The sequence below is a fragment of the Cesiribacter andamanensis AMV16 genome, from assembly GCF_000348925.1.
GTDB lineage: Bacteria > Bacteroidota > Bacteroidia > Cytophagales > Cyclobacteriaceae > Cesiribacter > Cesiribacter andamanensis.
Map to the genome: position 1 here is coordinate 67827 of NZ_AODQ01000004.1, position 19446 is coordinate 87272.

Consider the following 19446-nt stretch of genomic DNA (forward strand, 5'->3'; position numbering starts at 1 on the left):
GCTCCCCCATGAATACCGATGCCTTAAAAGAACTGCTTTACAAAATAGCCGATGATCAGCTGATCCTGGGCCACCGTAACTCCGAGTGGACCGGTGTAGGCCCGCTGCTGGAAGAAGACATTGCCTTCTCGTCCATGGCGCAGGATAAGGTAGGCCAGAGCTACCAGCTCTACCAGATGCTGCACCAGATGGGTGAACAGGAGCCCGATACGGTGGCCTTTATGCGCAATGCCAACCAGTTTCATAACAGCCAGTTTGTAGAGCTGCCTGTGGGCGAATATGATTTCAGCCTGATCCGTCACTTTCTCTTTGACCATGCCGAGCTGATCCGCTTTAGCATGCTGAGCCAGAGCAGCTACGAACCGCTGGCGCAGCTGGCCCGTAAGATCAAGGGTGAGCTCAAGTACCATGTGATGCATGCCAACAGCATCATCAAGCAGCTGGGCAATGCTACCGAAGAGAGCATCAGCCGCCTGCAAAAGAGCCTGGAAGGGGCCCTGCCCTACGCTCTGGGTCTTTTTGAGCCTTCTCCTTTTGAAGAAGCGCTGAAAGAAGGGGGTATCTTTGAAGGCGAAACTGCCCTGCAGGCCAAATGGGAAGAAAGCATCCGCAAGATTGTGGAGCAGACGGCCCTGCAGCTGCCCGACCTCAAAACGCTTACTCCCGTATATGGCGGCCGCAGCGGCGTTCATACCGAGCACCTGCAGCCTCTGCTGGACGAAATGGCCGAAGTGTTTCGGGTAGATCCTACCGCAGAGTGGTAGCCCCACAGATCTGATAGTACCCTAATCCCTATGCCTGTGTTAACCGAAGCAACCGTACGAGAATGGCTGGAAGAGGTAAAAGACCCCGAAATTCCGGTGCTTTCCCTCAATGACCTGGGGGTGATTACTGGTATTGAGGTATTGGGCCACTCCCATGTGCAGGTGCAGATGACCCCTACCTTTGTGGGTTGCCCGGCCATGGACTACATGAAGATGGAGGTAGAGCAGGCCCTGCAGAAACGGGGCATCCAGCAGGCAGAGGTAACCATAAGCTTTGAGACCCCCTGGAGCTCCGACCTGATCAGTGAGAGGGGGCGGGCAGCCCTGAAACAATTTGGCCTTGCACCCCCACCCAAACAGGCGCTTATCGAAGACCTGGATTTTCTGGAGCATGTAGAGTGCCCTAACTGCGGCAGCACAGAAACGCAAATGAAAAGCCCCTTTGGTCCTACATTATGCCGGTCTATCCACTACTGCAGCCACTGCAAAGAAACCTTCGAGCAGTTCAAACCCCTGTAGAAAGTTGTATTAAACCCATGTAGTTAAAGTAACACTTGAAATTATTACACTGCCTAAAAATCTGATAATTAAGCCCTTAAAAGTAACCGGATGCGAAAAAACTTGCATCCGGTTTGCTTTTTTTAGAGTTGTGTGTAATTTGTCCGCACAATTTCCGGATAGTAGATCATGCGTAAAGCCATCAGAATCTTTGTATTTGTCTTGTTAATGGCAGCGGCGTATACGGCCTGCCAGCGCGCAAGCGAAGAAAAAAGGGAAGATGCTCCTGATTCGGTCCTGGTCATTTACAATACCCTGAATGATAGTGTGCGGGTGGCCTGGGACCGGATTGTAACCAATGAAGAGCAGAAGCTTTCTGACATGCGCCGCCTGCTGCAGGAGATTTCGTACACCCCCTCCTACAACCAGGTTCGCTACGATTCTCTCTGGGCGCACCTGCAGCAGATCAACCGCTTCCGCTTTGAGGCAGAGACCATGACCAGCCGTCAGATCGATCAGTACGATTCGGCCGTTACGCGCCTGCAGCGGGAAATAGTGGATTTTGCCCGTACCCATCCCAATTTCGACGAGTATGCCCTGATGAGCAAGCTCACCGACAGCATCAGTGCTGCCGATCAGCGCGTACTCTTTCTGCGTACCGATTACGACGACTACGCCCGAAACTACAACGACTTTCTGAAAGGCAGCCAGGGCACCCGCCTGCAAAGCCTGCAAGCCACCGATACCACTGGTACCCCCAAGATCCGCCCCCTGTTTTCGCTGGGGGAGTAAGGGGACATCTACATAAATACCTTACCAGCTCAGCCTCAACTTGCGCTCGTTTGTAACGCATGCGCCTTCCTGTTTTTGAGCAGTACAGGTGAGAGAAGGTTCATAGACTACGGGAAAAGCTGCCAGACTGCTGGTACACGCCTTGCAAACGGGCGCAAGTAATCACTCATCACCCCCTGCTCATACGCCCCAACTGGCTGGGTTTGTGAATTAGTAGCAACAGAATTATTCCTGCTACTTCATCCCATCAGGGCCCGGATGGCCGTCTGTAAAACAGCAACAGCCGCCCCTTTGCAGAAGCAGCTGTTATCCGTATGTGTGTTTCTTTTCCTGGGCATTCTACGGCTTATGCTTTCCCCCCTTGATCCAGCTATCCCGTAGCGCACGTACTTTTTTGTCTACTTTGGCATCGGGCAGGTAGGTAAGGCTCCAGCTGGGGTCGGCAATAGCGGTAAACATGCCCTGGCGTTCAACACCCAGCTGATTATAGCGGATGGTGTAGCGCTCTCCAACCTTCAGGGATCGGGCCAGCTCGGCAAACTCAGCCTCGGATTTGGGTGATTTACCGGCAATTTCCAGCAGCAGGTCTCCCCTGCTCATGCCGGCCTCGTAAAAGGGGGTCCCCCTCAGCGAAGGGCTTTGGAGCAGGGCCCCCTCCGGGCTATAAGCCAGGTACATCTGACCAAACCATACCCCATTCGGGTTTTTGGGCTTCATCTCTACCCCAAATTTAGCAAAGAGTGCGGGGAAGTCGGGCAGTTTGCTGTCATATACATACTGCTCAAAGAAAGTACGGGCAAAGGCTTCATTACCGGTATAGGTAGCCAGGGCCTGCTGCAGGTCGGCCAGCTCATAGGGCTTCTCGGCTTTGCCCCAATTCTGCCAGAGGTGGCGCATGTAGCCATCCAGCGTACGATCGGGAAAGCTGCTGCGAAGGCTCAGGTCAAGCGCATAGCCCAGCACCTCGCCATAGGGATAGTAGCTTACGTAGGTATTGGCAAAATTAGTCTCATCGCCCGAGGCGGCCGCATCTACATAGGGCGCTTGCTGGCTCATGGCTACCGGACTGCCAATGGCCCGGCCCGGACTGTTCATCACATAATTAAAGGTGCCCTCCTGCTTTTTAATAAATTTGGCAGGGGTAAGAATGCCGGCGCGGGCCAGCGAAAGATCATCATAATAGCTGGTGAAGCCTTCTGAAAACCAGAGGGCGTCCGTCATGTTGGCCCGGTCAAAGTCAAAGGGCTCCAGCGAAGCGGGACGCAGGCGCTCTACATTCCAGGCATGGAAAAACTCGTGTGATACGGTGCCGATCAGGGAAGAATCGGCCTCGGCCAGGCTGCGGTTGGCACTGCAGACCGTAGAGTTGCGGTGCTCCATACCATCGCCCCGCACCCAGGGGTTGTAGCTGCACAGAAAGGTATAGCGCCCATAGTCAAAGGCAGGCAGCTCTCCCCATATCTGTTTTTGCGCTTCTACTATGCGCTTGATCCAGTCGGTATACTTATCCAGTTCATCGGACGTGCCCTCATGCAGCATGGCCACTTCTATGGTGGCTTCACCGGTACCAGAGGGGGTCTTCCAGCTCCGGATGTCCAGCTTACCGATCATGGTAGGGCTGTCGTAGAAATAATAGTAGTTAGGGGCGGAGAAGGTAGTGGCATCTACCTGCTGCAGCTGGGTGGCTACCTTCCAGTCGGCAACAGCGGCCATATCAAACGTCAGCTCAATGGGGGCATCGGCCATGTCCACCCCATAGGCAAAGGTGGCGGGCATGTTTAGATGCACCTTGCGGCTATCGATGCCGGTATAGGTGCCATCGGCATGGTTGCCAAAGAGGGTATAGGTAAAGGTTACGTAGCCCTGATGCTCCCGCACCTCCCACTCGGCCGGTTTGGTACGTACTACGGCAAGCGGAGAACCGCTGGCGTCATGGGCCTTCACCTCATACACATTCTTGGCAAAGTTATGCTCGGCATAGCGGCCTGGCGATGAGGTAGGCATGCGCACCACCAGTGGCTTGGTGCCCAGCTCTGAAAAATCTATCTTGATGTAGAGCTCATGGTGCCGGATATTCTCCAGCGAAACCTGGTAGCGAATGGGGGTTTGGGCAAAAAGGGGTCCGGCCAGCAGCAGGCATAAAAAGAGCAGGGAGAGAAAACGAAGAGTCATGTGAGTGGATGAAAAATAGAGATTCTCCAAGATAGCAGAAAAGCCCTTCTCCACCAAAGCTGACGCTGCAGGCGGTACAATGGCCGTATGGAAGGTTCCTGTCTAAGGAACATGAATCATTCCTAATTTTGAAGGGATGAAAAAGAAGCAAAGTACAGCTTTGGTTGTGCCCAAATCCCCTCTTTGCTTCTACAGGCCTGGTCATTGTAAGCCGACGCGGCGCGTGATGTAGGACAATGCAATCTGGTTTCTCCACACGTAGTTACCAGATTGCTTCGTCGTACCTCCTTGCAAAGACAGACTGGATAATAAAAACGGCCTCTGAATGATCTCAGAGACCGTTTTTACAGTACTAATCATTGCCTAAGATTAGGGATGATTGATGGTAGCAGGGTATCAAATGGTCCTAGATCTTTTCCATTTCTGCCCGCACAAACTGCATCAGCTCCCGGATGTAGGCCAGGCTGAAATCAAAACGGATATGGGCAGCGGCATATACCTCGGGGATAGGGCGGGTATAGCCCAGCTTCAGGGCATTAAGATAACCATCAAGCCCCTTGCGGGGATTCTCCTTATAGTTTTTCCAGACCGCAATGGCGCCCAGCTGGGCAATGCCATACTCAATGTAGTAAAAGGGCACTTCATAGAGGTGCAGCTGCTTTTGCCACATGTGCGCTTTAAACTCCTCCAGGCCGCTCCAGTCGGTCAGCTCATCGGCAAACTCCTCGTAGATCTCTTCCCAGGCGGCCCTGCGCTCTTCTTCACGCTGCTGGGGGTGAGTGTATACCCAGTGCTGAAACTTATCAATGGTGGCTACCCAGGGCAGGGTGCTGATGATCTGTTCCAGGTGCTCCCGCTTGGCGCGGCGCAGCTCGTCGGGGTCTTTAAAGAACTCATCCCAGTGGTCCATCGACAGCAGCTCCATGCTCATGGAGGCCAGCTCGGCCACTTCGGAGGGGGTATGCTTAAAATCGTTCAGCTCCAGATCCTTGGTGAGAAACGAATGCACGGCATGCCCCCCTTCATGCAGCATGGTGATCATGTCGCGCAGGGTAGAGGTAGCATTCATGAAGATAAAGGGCACACCGGTTTCGGCCAGGGGATAATTGTAGCCCCCGGGTGCCTTGCCCTTTCGGCTGTCCAGGTCCAGGTGCTCCATTTCCCGCATAATTTCCAGGCAGCGGCCCAGAAAGGGGTCCAGGCGGGAAAATACCCGAATGGTTTTCTCCATCAGGTCGTGGGGACTGCTGAAGGGCTTGAGCGGCTGGCGGCCTTCCACATCTACGGCTTTATCCCAGGGGCGGAGTTCGGCTACGCCCAGGGCTTCCTTGCGCTGGCGGCTAAGCTCATTGAGCAGAGGGGTTACCTCCATACTGACCGACTCGTGGAAATCCTCGCAATCTTCCGGGCTATAATCGAAGCGGCCCAGCGCTTTGAACATAAAATCGCGGTAGTTGGCAAAGCCGGCATTAAGGGCAATCTGGTGGCGCAGCTGCAGCAGCTGGTCAAAGAGGTCATTAAGCTTTTTGCCATCTTCCAGCCGGCGGGCACTGATCTTTTTCCAGACCTCTTCCCGCTTGCTGCGGTCGGTGCTCTGCAGGTGATCGGCCGCTTGCTGCAGGGTGAGTTCCTGGCCGTCTACTTCTACCGTCATGGCCCCGCTGATCACCCCAAACTCCTGCTGCAGGGTGTTCATCTGGGTGTTGAGGGGTACGTTTTCTTCGCGGAAAATCTCAAACTCTGTTTTAAGGGTGCGCGCCAGAATGGGGTATCCCCCCTCCTTGAGCTGTTCCAGAAACCGGCATTCCAGCACCTTTTCATTGAGCCGGTTGGCTTCGGGGGCTATGTTGGGCTGTATCTGGCTGATGAAATGGTTGAACCGCTCCCGGTGGCCGGCATCGGCGGTATTAATGGTCATGCGGATATAGCGCCAGCCCAGCTCTTCGGCCAGTACCGATTCCAGCTCGCTGCGGTCCCGGAACCACTCCTGCAGCTCCCGCTCGTTGTGGATCTCGCGTTGCTGCAGGGCTTCGTAAAAGGGACGGATGCCCTCCCAGTCGGTGATGGTAAAGTCTTCGGGCAGAAAGCGCCGTTTTGAGCGCTTGGGAATGTCCAGCTGTTTCTGATCCATAGAAAAATAATGCGTTGTCAAAAATACAAGGGCTACCCCCTGCTGATAGTAACGAATGAACACCCCCCAAGTGTTGGAATGGCCTGCCAAAAGTATGGGGTGTCGCCGCAGGGCAGGCATAAAAAACCGCTACTACCAGGGGCAGCAGCGGCTATGTTGAGTAAGGAATACAAATTTTGAGTTTACTTTCCTTGAAAGTTTAAAAAAGGTACGAAATCCCCCTTGGCGAAGGGGGTTGGGGGATTGAAATAGTGATTATAAAGACTTTGCCCAGAAACTAAAGCTTTCATTGATGTACTTGATCTGCACAACTAATTTCTATCTGGTGACCAATCCCCCATCCCCCCTTCACCAAGGGGGATTTCGTGCCTTTTTGATACTTTAGATGCGTATGATAATCACTGAACCCTGTTAAGAAACTATCATAAATATGACTTAAAATCCCCTTTAGCCAATCTCAATCACTACATTATCAGTAATAGGGTGGCCTACGCAGGTAAGCACATAGCCTTCTTCTTTTTCCTGGTCGGAGAGGCCCTCGTCTTCTACCAGCCGCACCTTGCCGCTGATGCATTTGCCACGGCAGGCGGTGCACAGCCCGCTCTGGCAGGAATAGGGCAGATCGATGTCCAGGCTCAGGGCCGTTTCCAGAATGGTTTTGTCGGGCTCTACGGTAAATTTGTATTCCTCCCCATCCAGAATTACGGTTACCTCATGGGCCTGCGCCGCTCCGGCAGCATCGGCGCCACTTAGCTGCTCTACTGCTTTATCGGCCTTGCCGGGCACAAAGCTTTCTTTGTGGATCTGCGTCTTGGGAATGTTGAGGGCCTGCAGGGTCTGCTCTACGCAAATCATCAGGCCTTCCGGACCGCAAATATAGTATTCAATGGCATCGGCCGGCCATTGGGGCAGCTGGTCAATGAGGGCTGGCAGGTTGGCCGGGGTAAGCAGGCCGGAGGGGCCTGTCCAGCCGGCAGGGGGCTGGTCCAGTACATGGATGATGGTAAAGCGGTTGCCATGCTGCTGCTTCAGCTCCTCAAAGCCCTTGCGGAAAATAATGCTCTCTTCGTTGCGGTTGGCATAAATGAGCGACACCTGGCTGCCTTTTTCCAGCTCCAGAATTGACTTGGCAATGGACATCAGGGGGGTAATGCCGCTGCCACCGCCAAAGAGCATGATATGGCGCTTGCGGCTTGCCTCGGGCTCAATGGTAAAGTGCCCCATGGGCTCCATTACCTCCAGGGTATCGCCTGCCTTCAGGTGATCGCCCAAAAAGTTGGATACAATACCCCCTTCTACCCGCTTAACCGTTACGGCCGGATAGGGATCAGTATAGGGCGAGGTACATACCGAGTAGGCTCGCCGCACCTTGGCACCATCTACAGTGGGGATAAGGGTAAAGAATTGCCCGGGCTTGTAGGTGATCTTCTTATCAGCCGGATGATCGAACACAATGGAGAAGGCGTCGGGAGTTTCCTGAATCACCTCGCGCACGCGCAAATTGAAGTAGTGCACTGAAGAGGAGCTGGCTTTTGCCTCCGGGGCTTTTTCTACTTCCTGTTTCTTTTTAAAAAATCCAAATGCCATTATTTCTGCTAGAGCTGGTTATACATTAGTCAATACGAAAGTTTTACCACCAAAGCCCGGGCTGCGGCAGCAAAAAAACAGAATGAAGCCGGGCTTGTTCCTGACAAAACCCGGCAGAGGGTTGTACCCGTTCCAAAGCCGGTCTGCCGCCCCCCTTCAACGAGAGGGGCCTGCCTCTGTTCATGCTGCAGGTGGCAGAACTGCACAAATGTACTAAGGAAAATTGTATCAGTAAACGCATTCCTGGCTTTAGCCCCAATTAGGCGCCCGAGCAGTCTGGCAAAGGGGGTAGCAGGGCCCCTCCTATATGCCTCAGCCCTCTGCAGCCGAAACCTCGGCTGCAGAGGGAGACGGTTTGGGTGGGGTAGGCCAGCCACAGAATCTGGCCGCTGTTGCAGGAAAAAATAGAGTTCTTACTAAAAACTGATTAATTTTAGCCCTTAACCGAAAAGGACATGAACCTGATATCGCTTACGGCCATTTCGCCGGTAGATGGCCGGTACCGCAGCAAAACCAAAGCCCTTGCGCCCTATTTCTCTGAGTTTGGTCTTATCCGCTACCGGGTGCAGGTAGAGATCGAGTACTTTATTGCCCTGTGCCAGCTGCCCCTGCCGCAGCTGCAGGGGGGTAGATTCCCGCAACTTTGAAAAATTGCGCCAGCTGTACCTGAACTTTGGCATCAATGAGGCCAAGGAAATAAAGGAGATACGAAAAAACCACTAACCACGATGTAAAAGCGGTAGAATATTTTCTGAAGGATCGCCTTGAGGTACTGGGACTGGGCGCCTATAAGGAGTTTGTGCACTTTGGCCTTACCTCGCAGGATATCAATAATACAGCCACCCCCCTTCTGCTCAAAGAAGCCATGCACGAGCTGATGCTGCCGCGCATCAAGCAGGTACGGGAGGCCATTAAGAAACTTTCGCTGGAGTGGCTGGAGCAGCCCATGCTGGCCCGCACCCACGGACAGCCTGCCTCGCCCACCAGTGTAGGCAAAGAGCTGGGGGTGTTTACCAGCCGCCTCAAGGAGCAGCTGAGCCTGATGCAGGCCGTGCCTTTTGCGGCAAAATTCGGGGGCGCTACCGGCAACTTCAATGCCCATGCCATTGCCTATCCGGATATTGACTGGCCGGAGTTTGGCAACGATTTTGTAAACAACGTACTGGAGCTCAAGCGCAGCCACCCTACTACCCAGATCGAGCACTACGACCACCTGGCCGCTCTGCTGGACAGCCTGCGCCGCATCAATACCATCCTGATCGATCTGTGCCGGGATGTATGGCAGTATGTGGCCATGAACTACTTTACCCAGAAGACCAAAGCCGGCGAAGTGGGCTCTTCGGCCATGCCCCACAAGGTAAACCCCATTGATTTTGAGAATGCCGAGGGCAACCTGGGCATTGCCAATGCCATCTACTCCCACCTGGCCCAGAAACTTCCCATCAGCCGGCTGCAGCGGGACCTTACCGACTCTACCGTCTTGAGGGCCCTGGGGGTACCCCTGGCGCATACCTACCTGGCCTGGCAATCGATCCTCACCGGGCTCGAAAAGCTGCAGCTGAACAAAGCAGCTATTGATAAAGACCTGGAAGATAACTGGGCGGTGGTAGCCGAGGCCATCCAGACCATTTTACGGCGGGAAGGGGTGCCCAACCCCTATGAGCAGCTTAAGGCCCTTACCCGGGGTCAGGAGGCCATTACCCAGGAAACCTTTCGCCGGTTTATTGATGGGCTGGAGGTGAAAGAGGAGCTGAAGGAGGAGCTGCGCCGCATTACCCCCCATAGCTATACGGGCGTTATTGGCTTGTGAAGCAAGACTGGTTGGCTACTGCCCCTATTTCAACTTAAAAAAAGGCCGTCCCATAGGGGCGGCCTTTACCATTAGTGCTTTTTTGAAGAGGATTATCTGCTACAAAGCTAGTGAGAACCCGCCTGCTGCATGTTTCCGCAGCATTATGGAATTGTGAAACCTTAGCCGGCATAATCACCGGTCTTTTCCCGGCACTTGCGCACCCGTTTGTTGACCCGGTGGTGCCAGAAGGGCCCGTTCCGGACCAGCAGCACACATTTTACCCCAAAGTTGTGCAGCCGCATCTGGGTGGGCGAAGGGGCATCGTCCATGCCGGCGGGCATTACCAGGTAGCGGAAGCCCATTTTTTCGGTATACTCGTCCATGCAGTGGTTGCCCACCAGCGTACCACGGGTATTGGGCTGGTAGAGGTGCAGGTATTCCCTGGCCGCTTTGGGCGGTTTTATGCGGGCATTATAGCTGGTGGTAGTGGTAGCGCCCTTGCGTTTCTTTTTACTTTTTTGTTGTGCCTGGCCCGGTAGCCCGGCTGCCAGCAGCAGGCTGGCCAGTATCAGCGTAAATAGGTAGTTCATAAGCAGCAGCGGTAAGGATCTGGTGCGGTGCTTTGCCCTACTGTTTGCGGCGGCTGCCGGCTAAAACAGAACGGCTTTTGTCTGGCTTTGGCTATATTTGCACCGGTATGGTAAAAAACATCATCAGCCTGGTAGTGCGCAAGGTGCCGCGTAAGTACCTGCAACTCTTCAGCCATCATGTATTAAAGGTAGCGGCTATTTTCTACACCGGCAATAGGGTGCAGTGCCCGGTATGCGACAGCCACTTTCGCAAGTTTCTGCCCTATGGCCGCAAGGCCCGGGAAAATGCCCTCTGCCCCAACTGCCTGGCCCTGGAGCGTCACCGCCTGATGTGGCTTTTTCTGCAGCGCAAAACCCCCTTCTTTACCAAACCGCTACGGGTACTGCATATTGCCCCGGAACTCTGTTTTATCCACCGCTTTGAGCAGCAGCCCAACCTGGACTATACCACCGCCGATATTGAATCTCCCCTGGCTAAGGTAAAAATGGATGTGCACCAGATCCCCTTTCCGGAAGGTAGCTTTGATGTGGTGTTTTGCAACCATGTGCTGGAGCATGTGGCCGACGATGGGCTGGCCATGCGGGAAATCAGGCGGGTGCTAAAGCCGGGTGGCTGGGGCATTTTGCAGATCCCCCTCTTCTACCCCCTGAAGGACACCACCTTTGAGGATCCCTCCATCACCGACCCCCGGGAGCGCGAAAAGCCTACGGACAGGACGATCATGTACGCCTCTACGGCAAAGATTATCCCGAGCGGCTGCGCCAGGCCGGCTTTCGGGTTACGGAAGACTGGCTGGTGCGGGAGTTAGCCCCCGAGGAGCGCCGCCGCCTTGCCCTGCCGGAGGAACCCATCTATTTTGTAGAAAAGTAAGCACCTGCCCGGATATTAGTCCGGGTTTTGTTTTTTATTCCCCTTCAGGCCCTCTTCCAGAAAGCCTACCCCATAGGCCCAAAGCTGTACAAAGGCAGCGGCCATGCTCAGAAAGGCTACGTTCAAATCCCTATTCTGCCGGAGGCTGTCCAGAAAGATCAGGCCAAAGAAAAGCAGATAGCCCCCTGTGAGCAGCCAGAAAAGGCTGCTGCTGATCAGCCAGCTCAGCAGCCAGAAAACAGTACCTGCCACAAAAGCAGCCGGAAAGAGGTGCACCAGCTTTACTTCTTTTTTAAAAAAGCGGCCAATGTTAATGCGGGCCCGGCCAAAGAAATGGAGCTGCTTGTAGAATTGCCCCAGGCTGGTGCGCCGCTTGTGGTATACGTAGGCCTCGGGAATAAGGCCTGAGCGGAAGCCCAGCTCATGGATGCGGATGCTGAACTCGATATCCTCCCCCATGCGGGTAATGATATAGCCCCCCGTCTTTTCCCATACCGCCCGGCTGATGCCCATGTTGAAACTGCGGGGATGGAAAGCTCCCAGGCGTTTTTTGCCACCCCGGATACCCCCTGTGGTAAAGGGAGAGGTCATGCTGTAGCTGATGGCTTTCTGCAGGGGGGTAAAGGCAGCATGCGCCCGGTCGGGCCCGCCCCAGGCATCCAGGGGGGTATGGGCCAGGTGGGCTTCTACTGCCTCAAAGTAGTGCTCGGGAATCAGGCAATCGCTGTCAAACACCACCAGATACTCCCCCTGTGCCCGGGCAAATCCAAAATTGCGGCTAAAGCCCTGGCCGGTATTTTCTTTAACAAAGTATTGAAGGGGTAGATGAGCAGCCCATTTTTCGGCAATGTGCCGGGCAGGGCGGCTGCTGCCATCCTCAATGATGAGTACCTCAAAATTTTTGTAGCGCTGCCGGCTCAGGCTCTCCAGCAGCTCATCCAGCTCCTCGGGCCGGTTATAGACCGGAATGATAACAGAATAGCGGTACATGCCTTACTGCAAGCCTACCTTTTCAATCACCAGGTAATTGTTCTGGCGGGCGCCCTGCATGGCCAGCATTTCGGCCAGAAAACCCGTCATGAACAGCTGCACCCCCACAATAAGGGCAACCAGGGCCAGAAAGAACAGGGGCTGATCGGTTACGTTGCGGATAGGCTGGTGCAGGTACTGCACATAGTAGATCTTTTCGGCTATGAGCCAGATGGTGATCAGCAAACCAGTCAGAAACGAAAGGGTGCCCAGGGTACCAAAAAAGTGCATGGGCCGCTGCCGGAACTTGGAAACAAAGGTAATGGACATCAGGTCCAGAAAGCCATAAATAAAGCGCTCCAGCCCAAATTTGGTGTAGCCATACTTGCGGGCCCTGTGGGTGACAACCTTTTCGCCGATGGCCGTAAAGCCCCGCCATTTGGCAATTACCGGTATGTAGCGGTGCATCTCGCCGTAAATATCGATGCTCTTGACCACTTCGGAGCGATAGGCCTTCAGGCCACAGTTAAAATCATGCAGGTCTATGCCGCTGATCTTGCGGGTAACACCATTGAAGAATTTAGAAGGAATGGTCTTGCTGATGGGGTCGTAGCGTTTCTGCTTCCAGCCCGATACCAGGTCATAGCCCTCTTCGGTCACCATTCGGTAAAGACCGGGTATCTCGTCGGGGCTGTCCTGCAGGTCGGCATCCATGGTAATGACTACACGCCCGCGGGTTTCTTTGAAGCCGGTGTTGAGCGCCGCCGATTTGCCGTAGTTGCGGTTGAAGCGGATGCCGCGCACATAGGGGTTGGTATCAAAGATCTGGCGCACCACATGCCAGCTGCGGTCCTTACTGCCATCGTCCACCAGAATGATTTCGTAGCTGAAGCCGTTTTCCTTCATCACACGGCTTATCCAGCTACAAAGTTCAGGAAGGGATTCCTCTTCGTTGTAAAGAGGAACCACCACTGAAATATCGACACGCTCCAACATTAATAAACCTGCTCCGGATGATTGTTCTTGGTAAAGGCTGAGATGATCAAAGAAAGAATAAAGGCCATAAACAGGCTGCTGATGATGCTAAGCATAAACAGGGTGCCTGGCGACGACAGCATATCGGTAAAGCCCATGGCCTGCTCGATCTGTGCATCGGACATGCCCTGATCTTCCAGCCGCATGCGGGCTACATCCATCTGGCGGGCCATGTACTCGTTGTCTACAAAGGTCAGGTAAATAAAGGCAAACACGCCGCTCAGCACACCGGATACAATGCCCAGCACCGATCCCAGGCCAAGGCCCTGGCTGTAGCTCATAAAGCCGCCATTTTCACTCCTGAAGGCTTTGTGGGTGAGCACAATACCAATGATCAGGCCTATAAGGCTAAACAGAAAAGAAGCCGATTGCAGCGCCTCAGATTCTGTGATATAGACCAACAGGCTATACACAATCATGATGATGCCGGTGATGACGCCGCCTTTTATGCCTTTGTTCCAAACAGTTGGCTCGGGCTGGTAGGTGGGTTCTGAGTGTTGTACAGGTTCCATAGGGTTTATTTTTTGTAGAAAAGGGTAATGATGCCTGTAATGAATAAGCCAATGAGGGTTTTCTTCAGAAAATCATCCAGCGCCAGATCGGCAGCTGTCAGGTTCCGGACTTCCTCAAGGGCCTGCTCATACGCCTGCTTTCCCACCTGTCCTATCCATTTTTCAGGATCCTCCATCAGCACCGCCAGATTCTCGTTTTGGTGCCGCATCAGCAAGTCTGTATCTGCGAAAGATAAGAAAATATATATAAATATTGCTGAAACCGCCGCTAAGCTGGCATAGCAGACAAAGCCGGCCGTCATGCCCTGCCAGTAGTGCAGGCGCCCCCGGTAGTGATAATCCCGCACTTCCTTCAGCGTAAAGAATACAAAAAGGGGAATGAGAATAAAATCAAAGAGGCGCAGCGAATCCAGGGGATTCTCCTTCAGCAGCCACAGGCTCAGAAACAGGCCTATGGAAATACCTCCCCCGGCTAGCCCATACTTAAGACCTGTGGTAAAGAGCGGCTTTTTAGGCAGGGGGGATACTTCCTGCTCAGCCGACACGGATGCTGCTTTCATCTAGATACATCTTCTGCGCTACAATAATGCCAACGGCTTTCCCCCTGAGCTCCTGCTGCCAATAGGGGCTGTTCTGGGAGTGGGAGCGGTTGCTTTCCCCATCCAGCCGCCAGGGGGCATCGGGCACAAAGAGCGTGCAGCAGGCCGGGGCTCCCTCTTTAATTTCTGCCTGTGGCAGGCCCAGCACCCGTCTTGGGCCACTGGTCAGTTTTTCGATCAGTACCTCCTGCGGCAGCTCGGGCAGCGCGCTAAGGGCCGCATAGGCCGTCTGCAGGCCGGTAGCGCCAACGGCAGCCAGATCAAACTCCAGGCGCTTGTTTTCGGTATCTTCCGGCCGGTGGTCGGTTACTATGGCATCTATGGTGCCCTCCCGTAATCCCTCCAACAGGGCCTGGCGGTCCTGCTCGCTTCGCAGGGGAGGATCGAGCTTAAAATTGGTATCAAAGTCCAGCAGGGCCGCATCGGTAAAGAGCAGGTTATGCATGGCCACATCGGCGGTTAGGGCCAGTCCCTCGGCTTTGGCCTTGCGCACCAGGGCCACGCCAGCCGCTGTGCTGAGGCAGGAGATGTGCATGCGCCCACCGGCATAGCGCAGTAGTTCTATATCGCGCAGCAGGGCTACTTCTTCGGCCAGGGAGGGTATGCCCTTCATGCCCAGCAGGGTGCTGTTAATGCCCTCGTGCATTTGGCCACCCTGCATCAGGCGGGGCTCCTGCGCCTGATTCATAAACACACCGCCTATTTTTTGCAGGTATTGCAGCGCCCGCACCACCAGGGCCGGATCTGACAGGGGGTGTGCCCCATCGGTAAAGGCCCGGGCGCCGGCCTGGTGCAGGTCAAGCACTTCGGTAAGGTACTCGCCTTTGGCCCCGGCCGTAATGGCTGCTGCCACATGCAGCCGCACCGGGTAGGGGGTAGTATGGTTCAGGATAAAGCGTACGCCATTCTTGGTATCGATCACCGGCTCGGTATTGGGCATGAGCAGCACATCGGTAAAGCCACCGGCAGCAGCGGCCTGGCAGCCGCTGTCCAGATCTTCCTTGTACTCCAGGCCGGGCTCGCCAAAAGAAGCTCTCAGGTCGCACCAGCCGGCCGATAGGTGCAGGTTGTGGATGTGGATCACCTGATCGGCCTCAAGGGCGGCGGGCGCCTGGGCAGAGGGCCAGATGGATCGATACGCCCCCCCATCCAGCAGCAGGTGGTGGGGTTCCGTGCCAAAGCCCGGATGCAGGACCCGAACGTTTTTTAGGAGAATTTTCATTTCCAGAATCGAATCAGAAGTACCTCACACAAGAGGAAGAGGAGTGCCAGCAGTAGGGTCCACTTCCATAGCATGACGGCACCAAAGTTAGCATTCAATTCGGCAGTTTCTGCATTTCGGGCTGCATCATTTAGCAATTGGATGTGGGAAAAGGCCGCTGCCCCTTCTTCCAGCTCCTCGGGCTGCAGTTGCTCGGGAATGGATTCGGCCGGATCATGGTTAAAGGCAAGCAGCTGTACCAGCGAATCATCGGCCTGCAACTGGTAAAAACCGGGGTTCAGGGAGTAGGCCGGCACATCCAGCATCAGCTGCCGGTTGGCCAGGCGCTGGGCCGGGATGATCTCCTCGCCCTCCCGCCGCATGCGAAACACTGTTTCCGGCGCCTGCTCGGCTACCTGCACCTCAAAAATGCTCTGGGTGGTGGGGTAATACAGGGGGTTGGAAATGTTTTTGCTGCCAAAGGCAATCTTGTACATTACGGGCACAAACAGGGCATGCCGGTGAAAATTGGTATAGGCATCCTGCAGGGGGGAGGCCACGAGCCATACCTTACCCGACTGCCCCACAAAGGGGCCGCCCGTCTGCAGGCTCAGCACATTATCGGCACGGCCTGCCCAGGAGACTACGGGCCGTGCCTGTGGCATGGTAAAACGGGTAGAGCTTTCTTCAAACACCCCTTCAAAAAAAGGATTGTTCATGTCGGGCGCTGCCAGGCGTATGCTGTTTTCGGCCTGGGTGGTCTGTACGGCCAGCCGGCTGGCAATGCCTGCAATCACGCTTTCCTGCGCCTGGGCATGGGGGATGTAAAGCAGGCTGCCCCCCTCCTCTACATATTGCTGCAGGGCCGATGCCAGGGCACTCCCAGCCTGCTGCAGGGCATTTACCACCACCAGATCTGCCCAGCCCAGCTCAGAGAAGGTAAAGTTAGAGGCCTCTCTGCTCCGGATCCGAAACAGGGTGGTATCTGAAAATACCCGGTTTACAGGCCCTGTGCCGGCTTGTTCAGTCAGCTCCAGCACATGTACCGGATCCCCTTTTCGCAGGGCAAAATAAAACTCATTATCAAAGTTTACGGGATAATCCACCAACTCCAGCCGGGCCTGGCTCAGGCGATCAATGGAAAAGTTGAGCGGAAATTTCACTTCCTGCTTTCCTTTGGCCGGCACCGATATGGTGGTACTGGCCATTTGCCGGTCATTGATGGCTAGCTTAAGGGGTACTTCTTCGGTGGCACTGCCTGTATTCACTACCCGTGCTACCAGTGTATTGTTGGTACCGGGCAGGTAGTAGGGCTTTTCCAGGTAAACCGAATCGATATACAGGTTTTTGTGTTGCTGATAGGCCAGGGGTACCAGAAAGTACCGATTGGTACTGTCGCTGGCTATGGGGCTGATATCGGCCGACCAGCTGTTGCGCTGCATATCACTGAGCAGGAAGATCTCCCGCTGCTCGCTGCGGTCTTCGGCCGGCAAAATCTGCAGGCGGTCAATGATCTCCTCCAGTGTTCGGCCTCTGCCGGACAGCTGCAGTTCGGTGAGTTTGTCCCGTATCACCTCCGGCGTATAGTAATACTGCTCGCCCGCCTCAAAACCATTGGTGACCAGCCGAAAGCGCGTACCCTGGGGATAAGCCCCCAGGATGGCATTGGCATAGGTAATGGCTACATCGAAGGCCGAAACCCCCTCCTCTACCTCATTGGTCATGCTATAGGAATTGTCGAGGTAGATATCGACCCGGCGGGCATCGGCCTGGTGGGGTCCGGGTATATAGGGGCGGGCAAAGGTAAGGACCAGAAAGAAGAGAAAGGCCAGTCGACACAGGAGCACCAGCAGGTGCTTGAGCTGGCGTTTTTTCTGGCTCATCTGCTTTACCTGTTCCAGAAAGCGGGTGTTGGAGAAAAACACCCTGCGTACCCTGCGGAACTGAAAAAGGTGAATGATGATGGGGATGGCAAGAGCTGCCAGGGCATATAAAAAGCCGGGAGCAAGAAGATTCATGTGGAGCTAATTTACGCAGCCCGGGAAGCAATCGCAATAGCCCGCCGCCTGCCTCCCAGTTTAACGTTTAAATTGAGCGCATCCATATACCCTTCATAGAGTATACACAGGGGGTTGTGGTTAGGAAATACCTACTTACTCCCCTTTTGCTTCACCTGCAGCCAGAATAGGTATCCCTGCAAATCAGGCAGCTGGCTTTGTTGCCACCGTACTTGATGTTGCAGCATCTGCTTCTTGCTCTGCTGTTGCTTCTGGCTGTTGTCCGTTGCCTGCCAGGGGTCCACCCGGGGGGCCAAACAGAAGATCCCATCGCTCTTTAAACGAACCACATTTTTTCAGATCATGCCAGATATCCACCCACTCATGGAACACCAAATAAACCGGGTTATAGGGATGCTTGATGGGCTTGGTAATCCCATAGACCACCGCCTCCCCTTCCGGTTCAAAGGTGCCGAACATGCGGTCCCAGATAATAAAGGTAGAGCCGTAGTTCTTATCAATATATTGGGCGTTGGTACCATGGTGCACCCGGTGATGCGAAGGGGTTACAAAGAAGTACTCAATGGGTCTGGGGCATTTGTTAATAAGGGGGGTATGGATCCAGAACTGATATAGTACCGCCAGCTGATGGCAGATAAAGAACACAATCAGGTCAAATCCCATAAGGATGATGGGAATAAAAAAGAAGATCTTCAGGATCTGGGTCCATCCCAGGCGAAAGCCAACGGTAAAGTTGTAATATTTAGAGGAATGGTGGGTGACATGGGTGGCCCACCAGAAGCGCTGCTCATGGGCTATGCGGTGTGCCCAGTAGCGGACAAAATCAACGCAGATAAAGCAGAGGATAAAAGACCACCAGGCAACGGGGATACGCCAGGGCACCAGGGTAAAGAAGTAGAACATCAGGGCAAAGTTGGCTACCTTGAGCACAAGGCCAAGTCCTACATTTCCCAGCCCTACGGCAGCAGCCGCCATGGAATCTTTTATATCATAGGCTTTGATCTTTTTACGGGTAGTGACATACCACTCCAGACCAACGAGGATAAAAAAGAAGGGAGCGGCATAGGGGATAATATTATAACCATCAGATTCTTTCAGATACCAAACAAACTCGTCCATACATCAACTTTTGCGGATTACTTATCTATACATCTTCATGAACGGGAAAAAGTTTGCTCCAGACCTAAAAGCTCCAGGAAAATATACTAGATGGTCAAAATAGGGTAGTGTGCTGTCTACTATCTTAGCTGCTGCTGTGTAGGGGATCAAGCTGTGAATAAATAGCAGCACTACTAAATTGATTCATTTATACAGAGTGTATGCGTCCCTTGTGTAGGGGTTGTGGCGAACCCTATAACTATGAGCAGAAGACAGGCCCACTGAGCCTAACCATATTGATTTGATCAGGCTTTTAGTCTTTAACAGTCCCCATGCAGTAGGGGTCGAGTGCTTTGAGGAGTAGGAAACAAAAAAGCCCTTCAGTACGAGATTAACGCTTAAAGTCGCCTGTATTTCCAGGGTCTATGGTGCGGCCGGCCAGGCTCACAGACCCTCTGAAGACAGGTCTGTGGGCCACAGACCTGGGGCACGGTTAGTTAAATTAGTATACCATTTCTGCAGCAGGGCATTGGATGGCAAGATTTGCCTAAAGGGGGGGTGCAGGATACACTTAAGGGGGTCGGTCAACAAAAAAGCCCCTTTACATTGCTGTAAAGGGGCCTGAAGGGTTATTTATTCGCTGAGGAATAAAAAAAGGGGTTGGCGGCGACCTACTCTCCCAGGTGTTACCCAAGTACCATTGGCGCTGCAGGGCTTAACTTCTCTGTTCGGAATGGGAAGAGGTGGGCCCCTGCGCTATAGCCACCATTATTGCTTTTAGAGGTAAGAGGTAAGAGGATAGAAGTAAGACTCTGAG

Annotated in this window: 14 protein-coding genes, 1 rRNA gene and 2 pseudogenes; 5 read left to right on the forward strand and 12 right to left on the reverse strand. The window is 53.9% G+C overall.

The features are described 5' to 3' along the window. Window positions 1–8 precede the first annotated feature (8 nt). The 3 genes from paaC to ADICEAN_RS01510 all read left to right on the forward strand — a co-directional run bounded on the left by paaC (window position 9) and on the right by ADICEAN_RS01510 (window position 2054). Window positions 9–764 carry a 1,2-phenylacetyl-CoA epoxidase subunit PaaC gene (gene paaC / locus ADICEAN_RS01500; RefSeq protein ID WP_009193731.1) on the forward strand — a complete coding sequence of 252 codons (756 nt, stop codon included), beginning with the start codon at window positions 9–11 and terminating at the stop codon, window positions 762–764. A gap of 30 nt (window positions 765–794) precedes the next feature. Continuing rightward, window positions 795–1283, forward strand: coding sequence for a 1,2-phenylacetyl-CoA epoxidase subunit PaaD (paaD, locus tag ADICEAN_RS01505; protein ID WP_009193732.1), 489 nt, complete (start codon window positions 795–797; stop codon window positions 1281–1283). Between the two features lie 168 nt (window positions 1284–1451). Continuing rightward, window positions 1452–2054 carry a hypothetical protein gene (locus tag ADICEAN_RS01510; RefSeq protein WP_009193733.1) on the forward strand — a complete coding sequence of 201 codons (603 nt, stop codon included), beginning with the start codon at window positions 1452–1454 and terminating at the stop codon, window positions 2052–2054. A gap of 339 nt (window positions 2055–2393) precedes the next feature. Here the strand turns inward: ADICEAN_RS01510 and ADICEAN_RS01515 are convergent, their stop codons facing one another. From ADICEAN_RS01515 to ADICEAN_RS01525, 3 genes are all read right to left on the reverse strand, one after another. Continuing rightward, window positions 2394–4226, reverse strand: a complete 1833-nt coding sequence (locus ADICEAN_RS01515; RefSeq protein WP_009193734.1) for a M61 family metallopeptidase — start codon at window positions 4224–4226, stop codon at window positions 2394–2396. A gap of 406 nt (window positions 4227–4632) precedes the next feature. After that, on the reverse strand, window positions 4633–6357 hold the full coding sequence (locus ADICEAN_RS01520) for a M3 family oligoendopeptidase (RefSeq protein WP_009193735.1): 1725 nt from the start codon (window positions 6355–6357) through the stop codon (window positions 4633–4635). Window positions 6358–6804: 447 nt separating this feature from the next. Continuing rightward, on the reverse strand, window positions 6805–7944 hold the full coding sequence (locus ADICEAN_RS01525) for a ferredoxin--NADP reductase (protein WP_009193736.1): 1140 nt from the start codon (window positions 7942–7944) through the stop codon (window positions 6805–6807). Between the two features lie 455 nt (window positions 7945–8399). Here ADICEAN_RS01525 and purB point away from each other — a divergent pair. Then, window positions 8400–9754: pseudogene (purB, locus tag ADICEAN_RS01530) on the forward strand (adenylosuccinate lyase). Between the two features lie 161 nt (window positions 9755–9915). Here purB and ADICEAN_RS01535 read toward each other — a convergent pair. Next, window positions 9916–10326, reverse strand: a complete 411-nt coding sequence (locus tag ADICEAN_RS01535) for a hypothetical protein (protein ID WP_009193739.1) — start codon at window positions 10324–10326, stop codon at window positions 9916–9918. Between the two features lie 107 nt (window positions 10327–10433). On the opposite strand from ADICEAN_RS01535, the pseudogene ADICEAN_RS01540 reads away from it, so the two are divergent. Next, a pseudogene (locus ADICEAN_RS01540) lies at window positions 10434–11197 on the forward strand (class I SAM-dependent methyltransferase). Window positions 11198–11212: 15 nt separating this feature from the next. Here the strand turns inward: ADICEAN_RS01540 and ADICEAN_RS01545 are convergent. From ADICEAN_RS01545 to rrf, 8 genes are all read right to left on the reverse strand, one after another. Continuing rightward, window positions 11213–12187 (reverse strand): glycosyltransferase, encoded by a 975-nt coding sequence (locus tag ADICEAN_RS01545; protein ID WP_009193741.1) that lies wholly within the window; start codon window positions 12185–12187, stop codon window positions 11213–11215. A 3-nt stretch (window positions 12188–12190) separates the two neighbouring features. Beyond that, window positions 12191–13162, reverse strand: coding sequence for a glycosyltransferase family 2 protein (locus ADICEAN_RS01550; protein WP_009193742.1), 972 nt, complete (start codon window positions 13160–13162; stop codon window positions 12191–12193). After that, window positions 13162–13713: a DUF4199 domain-containing protein gene (locus ADICEAN_RS01555; RefSeq protein ID WP_009193743.1), complete on the reverse strand. Its 552-nt coding sequence runs from the start codon at window positions 13711–13713 to the stop codon at window positions 13162–13164. The genes ADICEAN_RS01550 and ADICEAN_RS01555 overlap by 1 nt, the downstream gene beginning before the upstream one ends. Before the next feature lie 5 nt (window positions 13714–13718). Further along, window positions 13719–14273, reverse strand: coding sequence for a DUF4199 domain-containing protein (locus tag ADICEAN_RS01560; RefSeq protein WP_009193744.1), 555 nt, complete (start codon window positions 14271–14273; stop codon window positions 13719–13721). Beyond that, window positions 14248–15534, reverse strand: a complete 1287-nt coding sequence (locus ADICEAN_RS01565; RefSeq protein ID WP_009193745.1) for a dihydroorotase — start codon at window positions 15532–15534, stop codon at window positions 14248–14250. The genes ADICEAN_RS01560 and ADICEAN_RS01565 overlap by 26 nt, the downstream gene beginning before the upstream one ends. Further along, window positions 15531–17531 (reverse strand): vWA domain-containing protein, encoded by a 2001-nt coding sequence (locus ADICEAN_RS01570; RefSeq protein ID WP_009193746.1) that lies wholly within the window; start codon window positions 17529–17531, stop codon window positions 15531–15533. Before ADICEAN_RS01570 ends, ADICEAN_RS01565 begins: the two co-directional genes overlap by 4 nt. Before the next feature lie 183 nt (window positions 17532–17714). Further along, the gene (locus ADICEAN_RS01575) at window positions 17715–18650 is read right to left on the reverse strand and encodes a sterol desaturase family protein (RefSeq protein ID WP_009193747.1); all 936 of its coding nucleotides are present in this window, start codon (window positions 18648–18650) and stop codon (window positions 17715–17717) included. 637 nt (window positions 18651–19287) lie between these two features. Beyond that, window positions 19288–19399 (reverse strand): 5S ribosomal RNA (gene rrf, locus ADICEAN_RS01580). Window positions 19400–19446 lie beyond the last annotated feature (47 nt).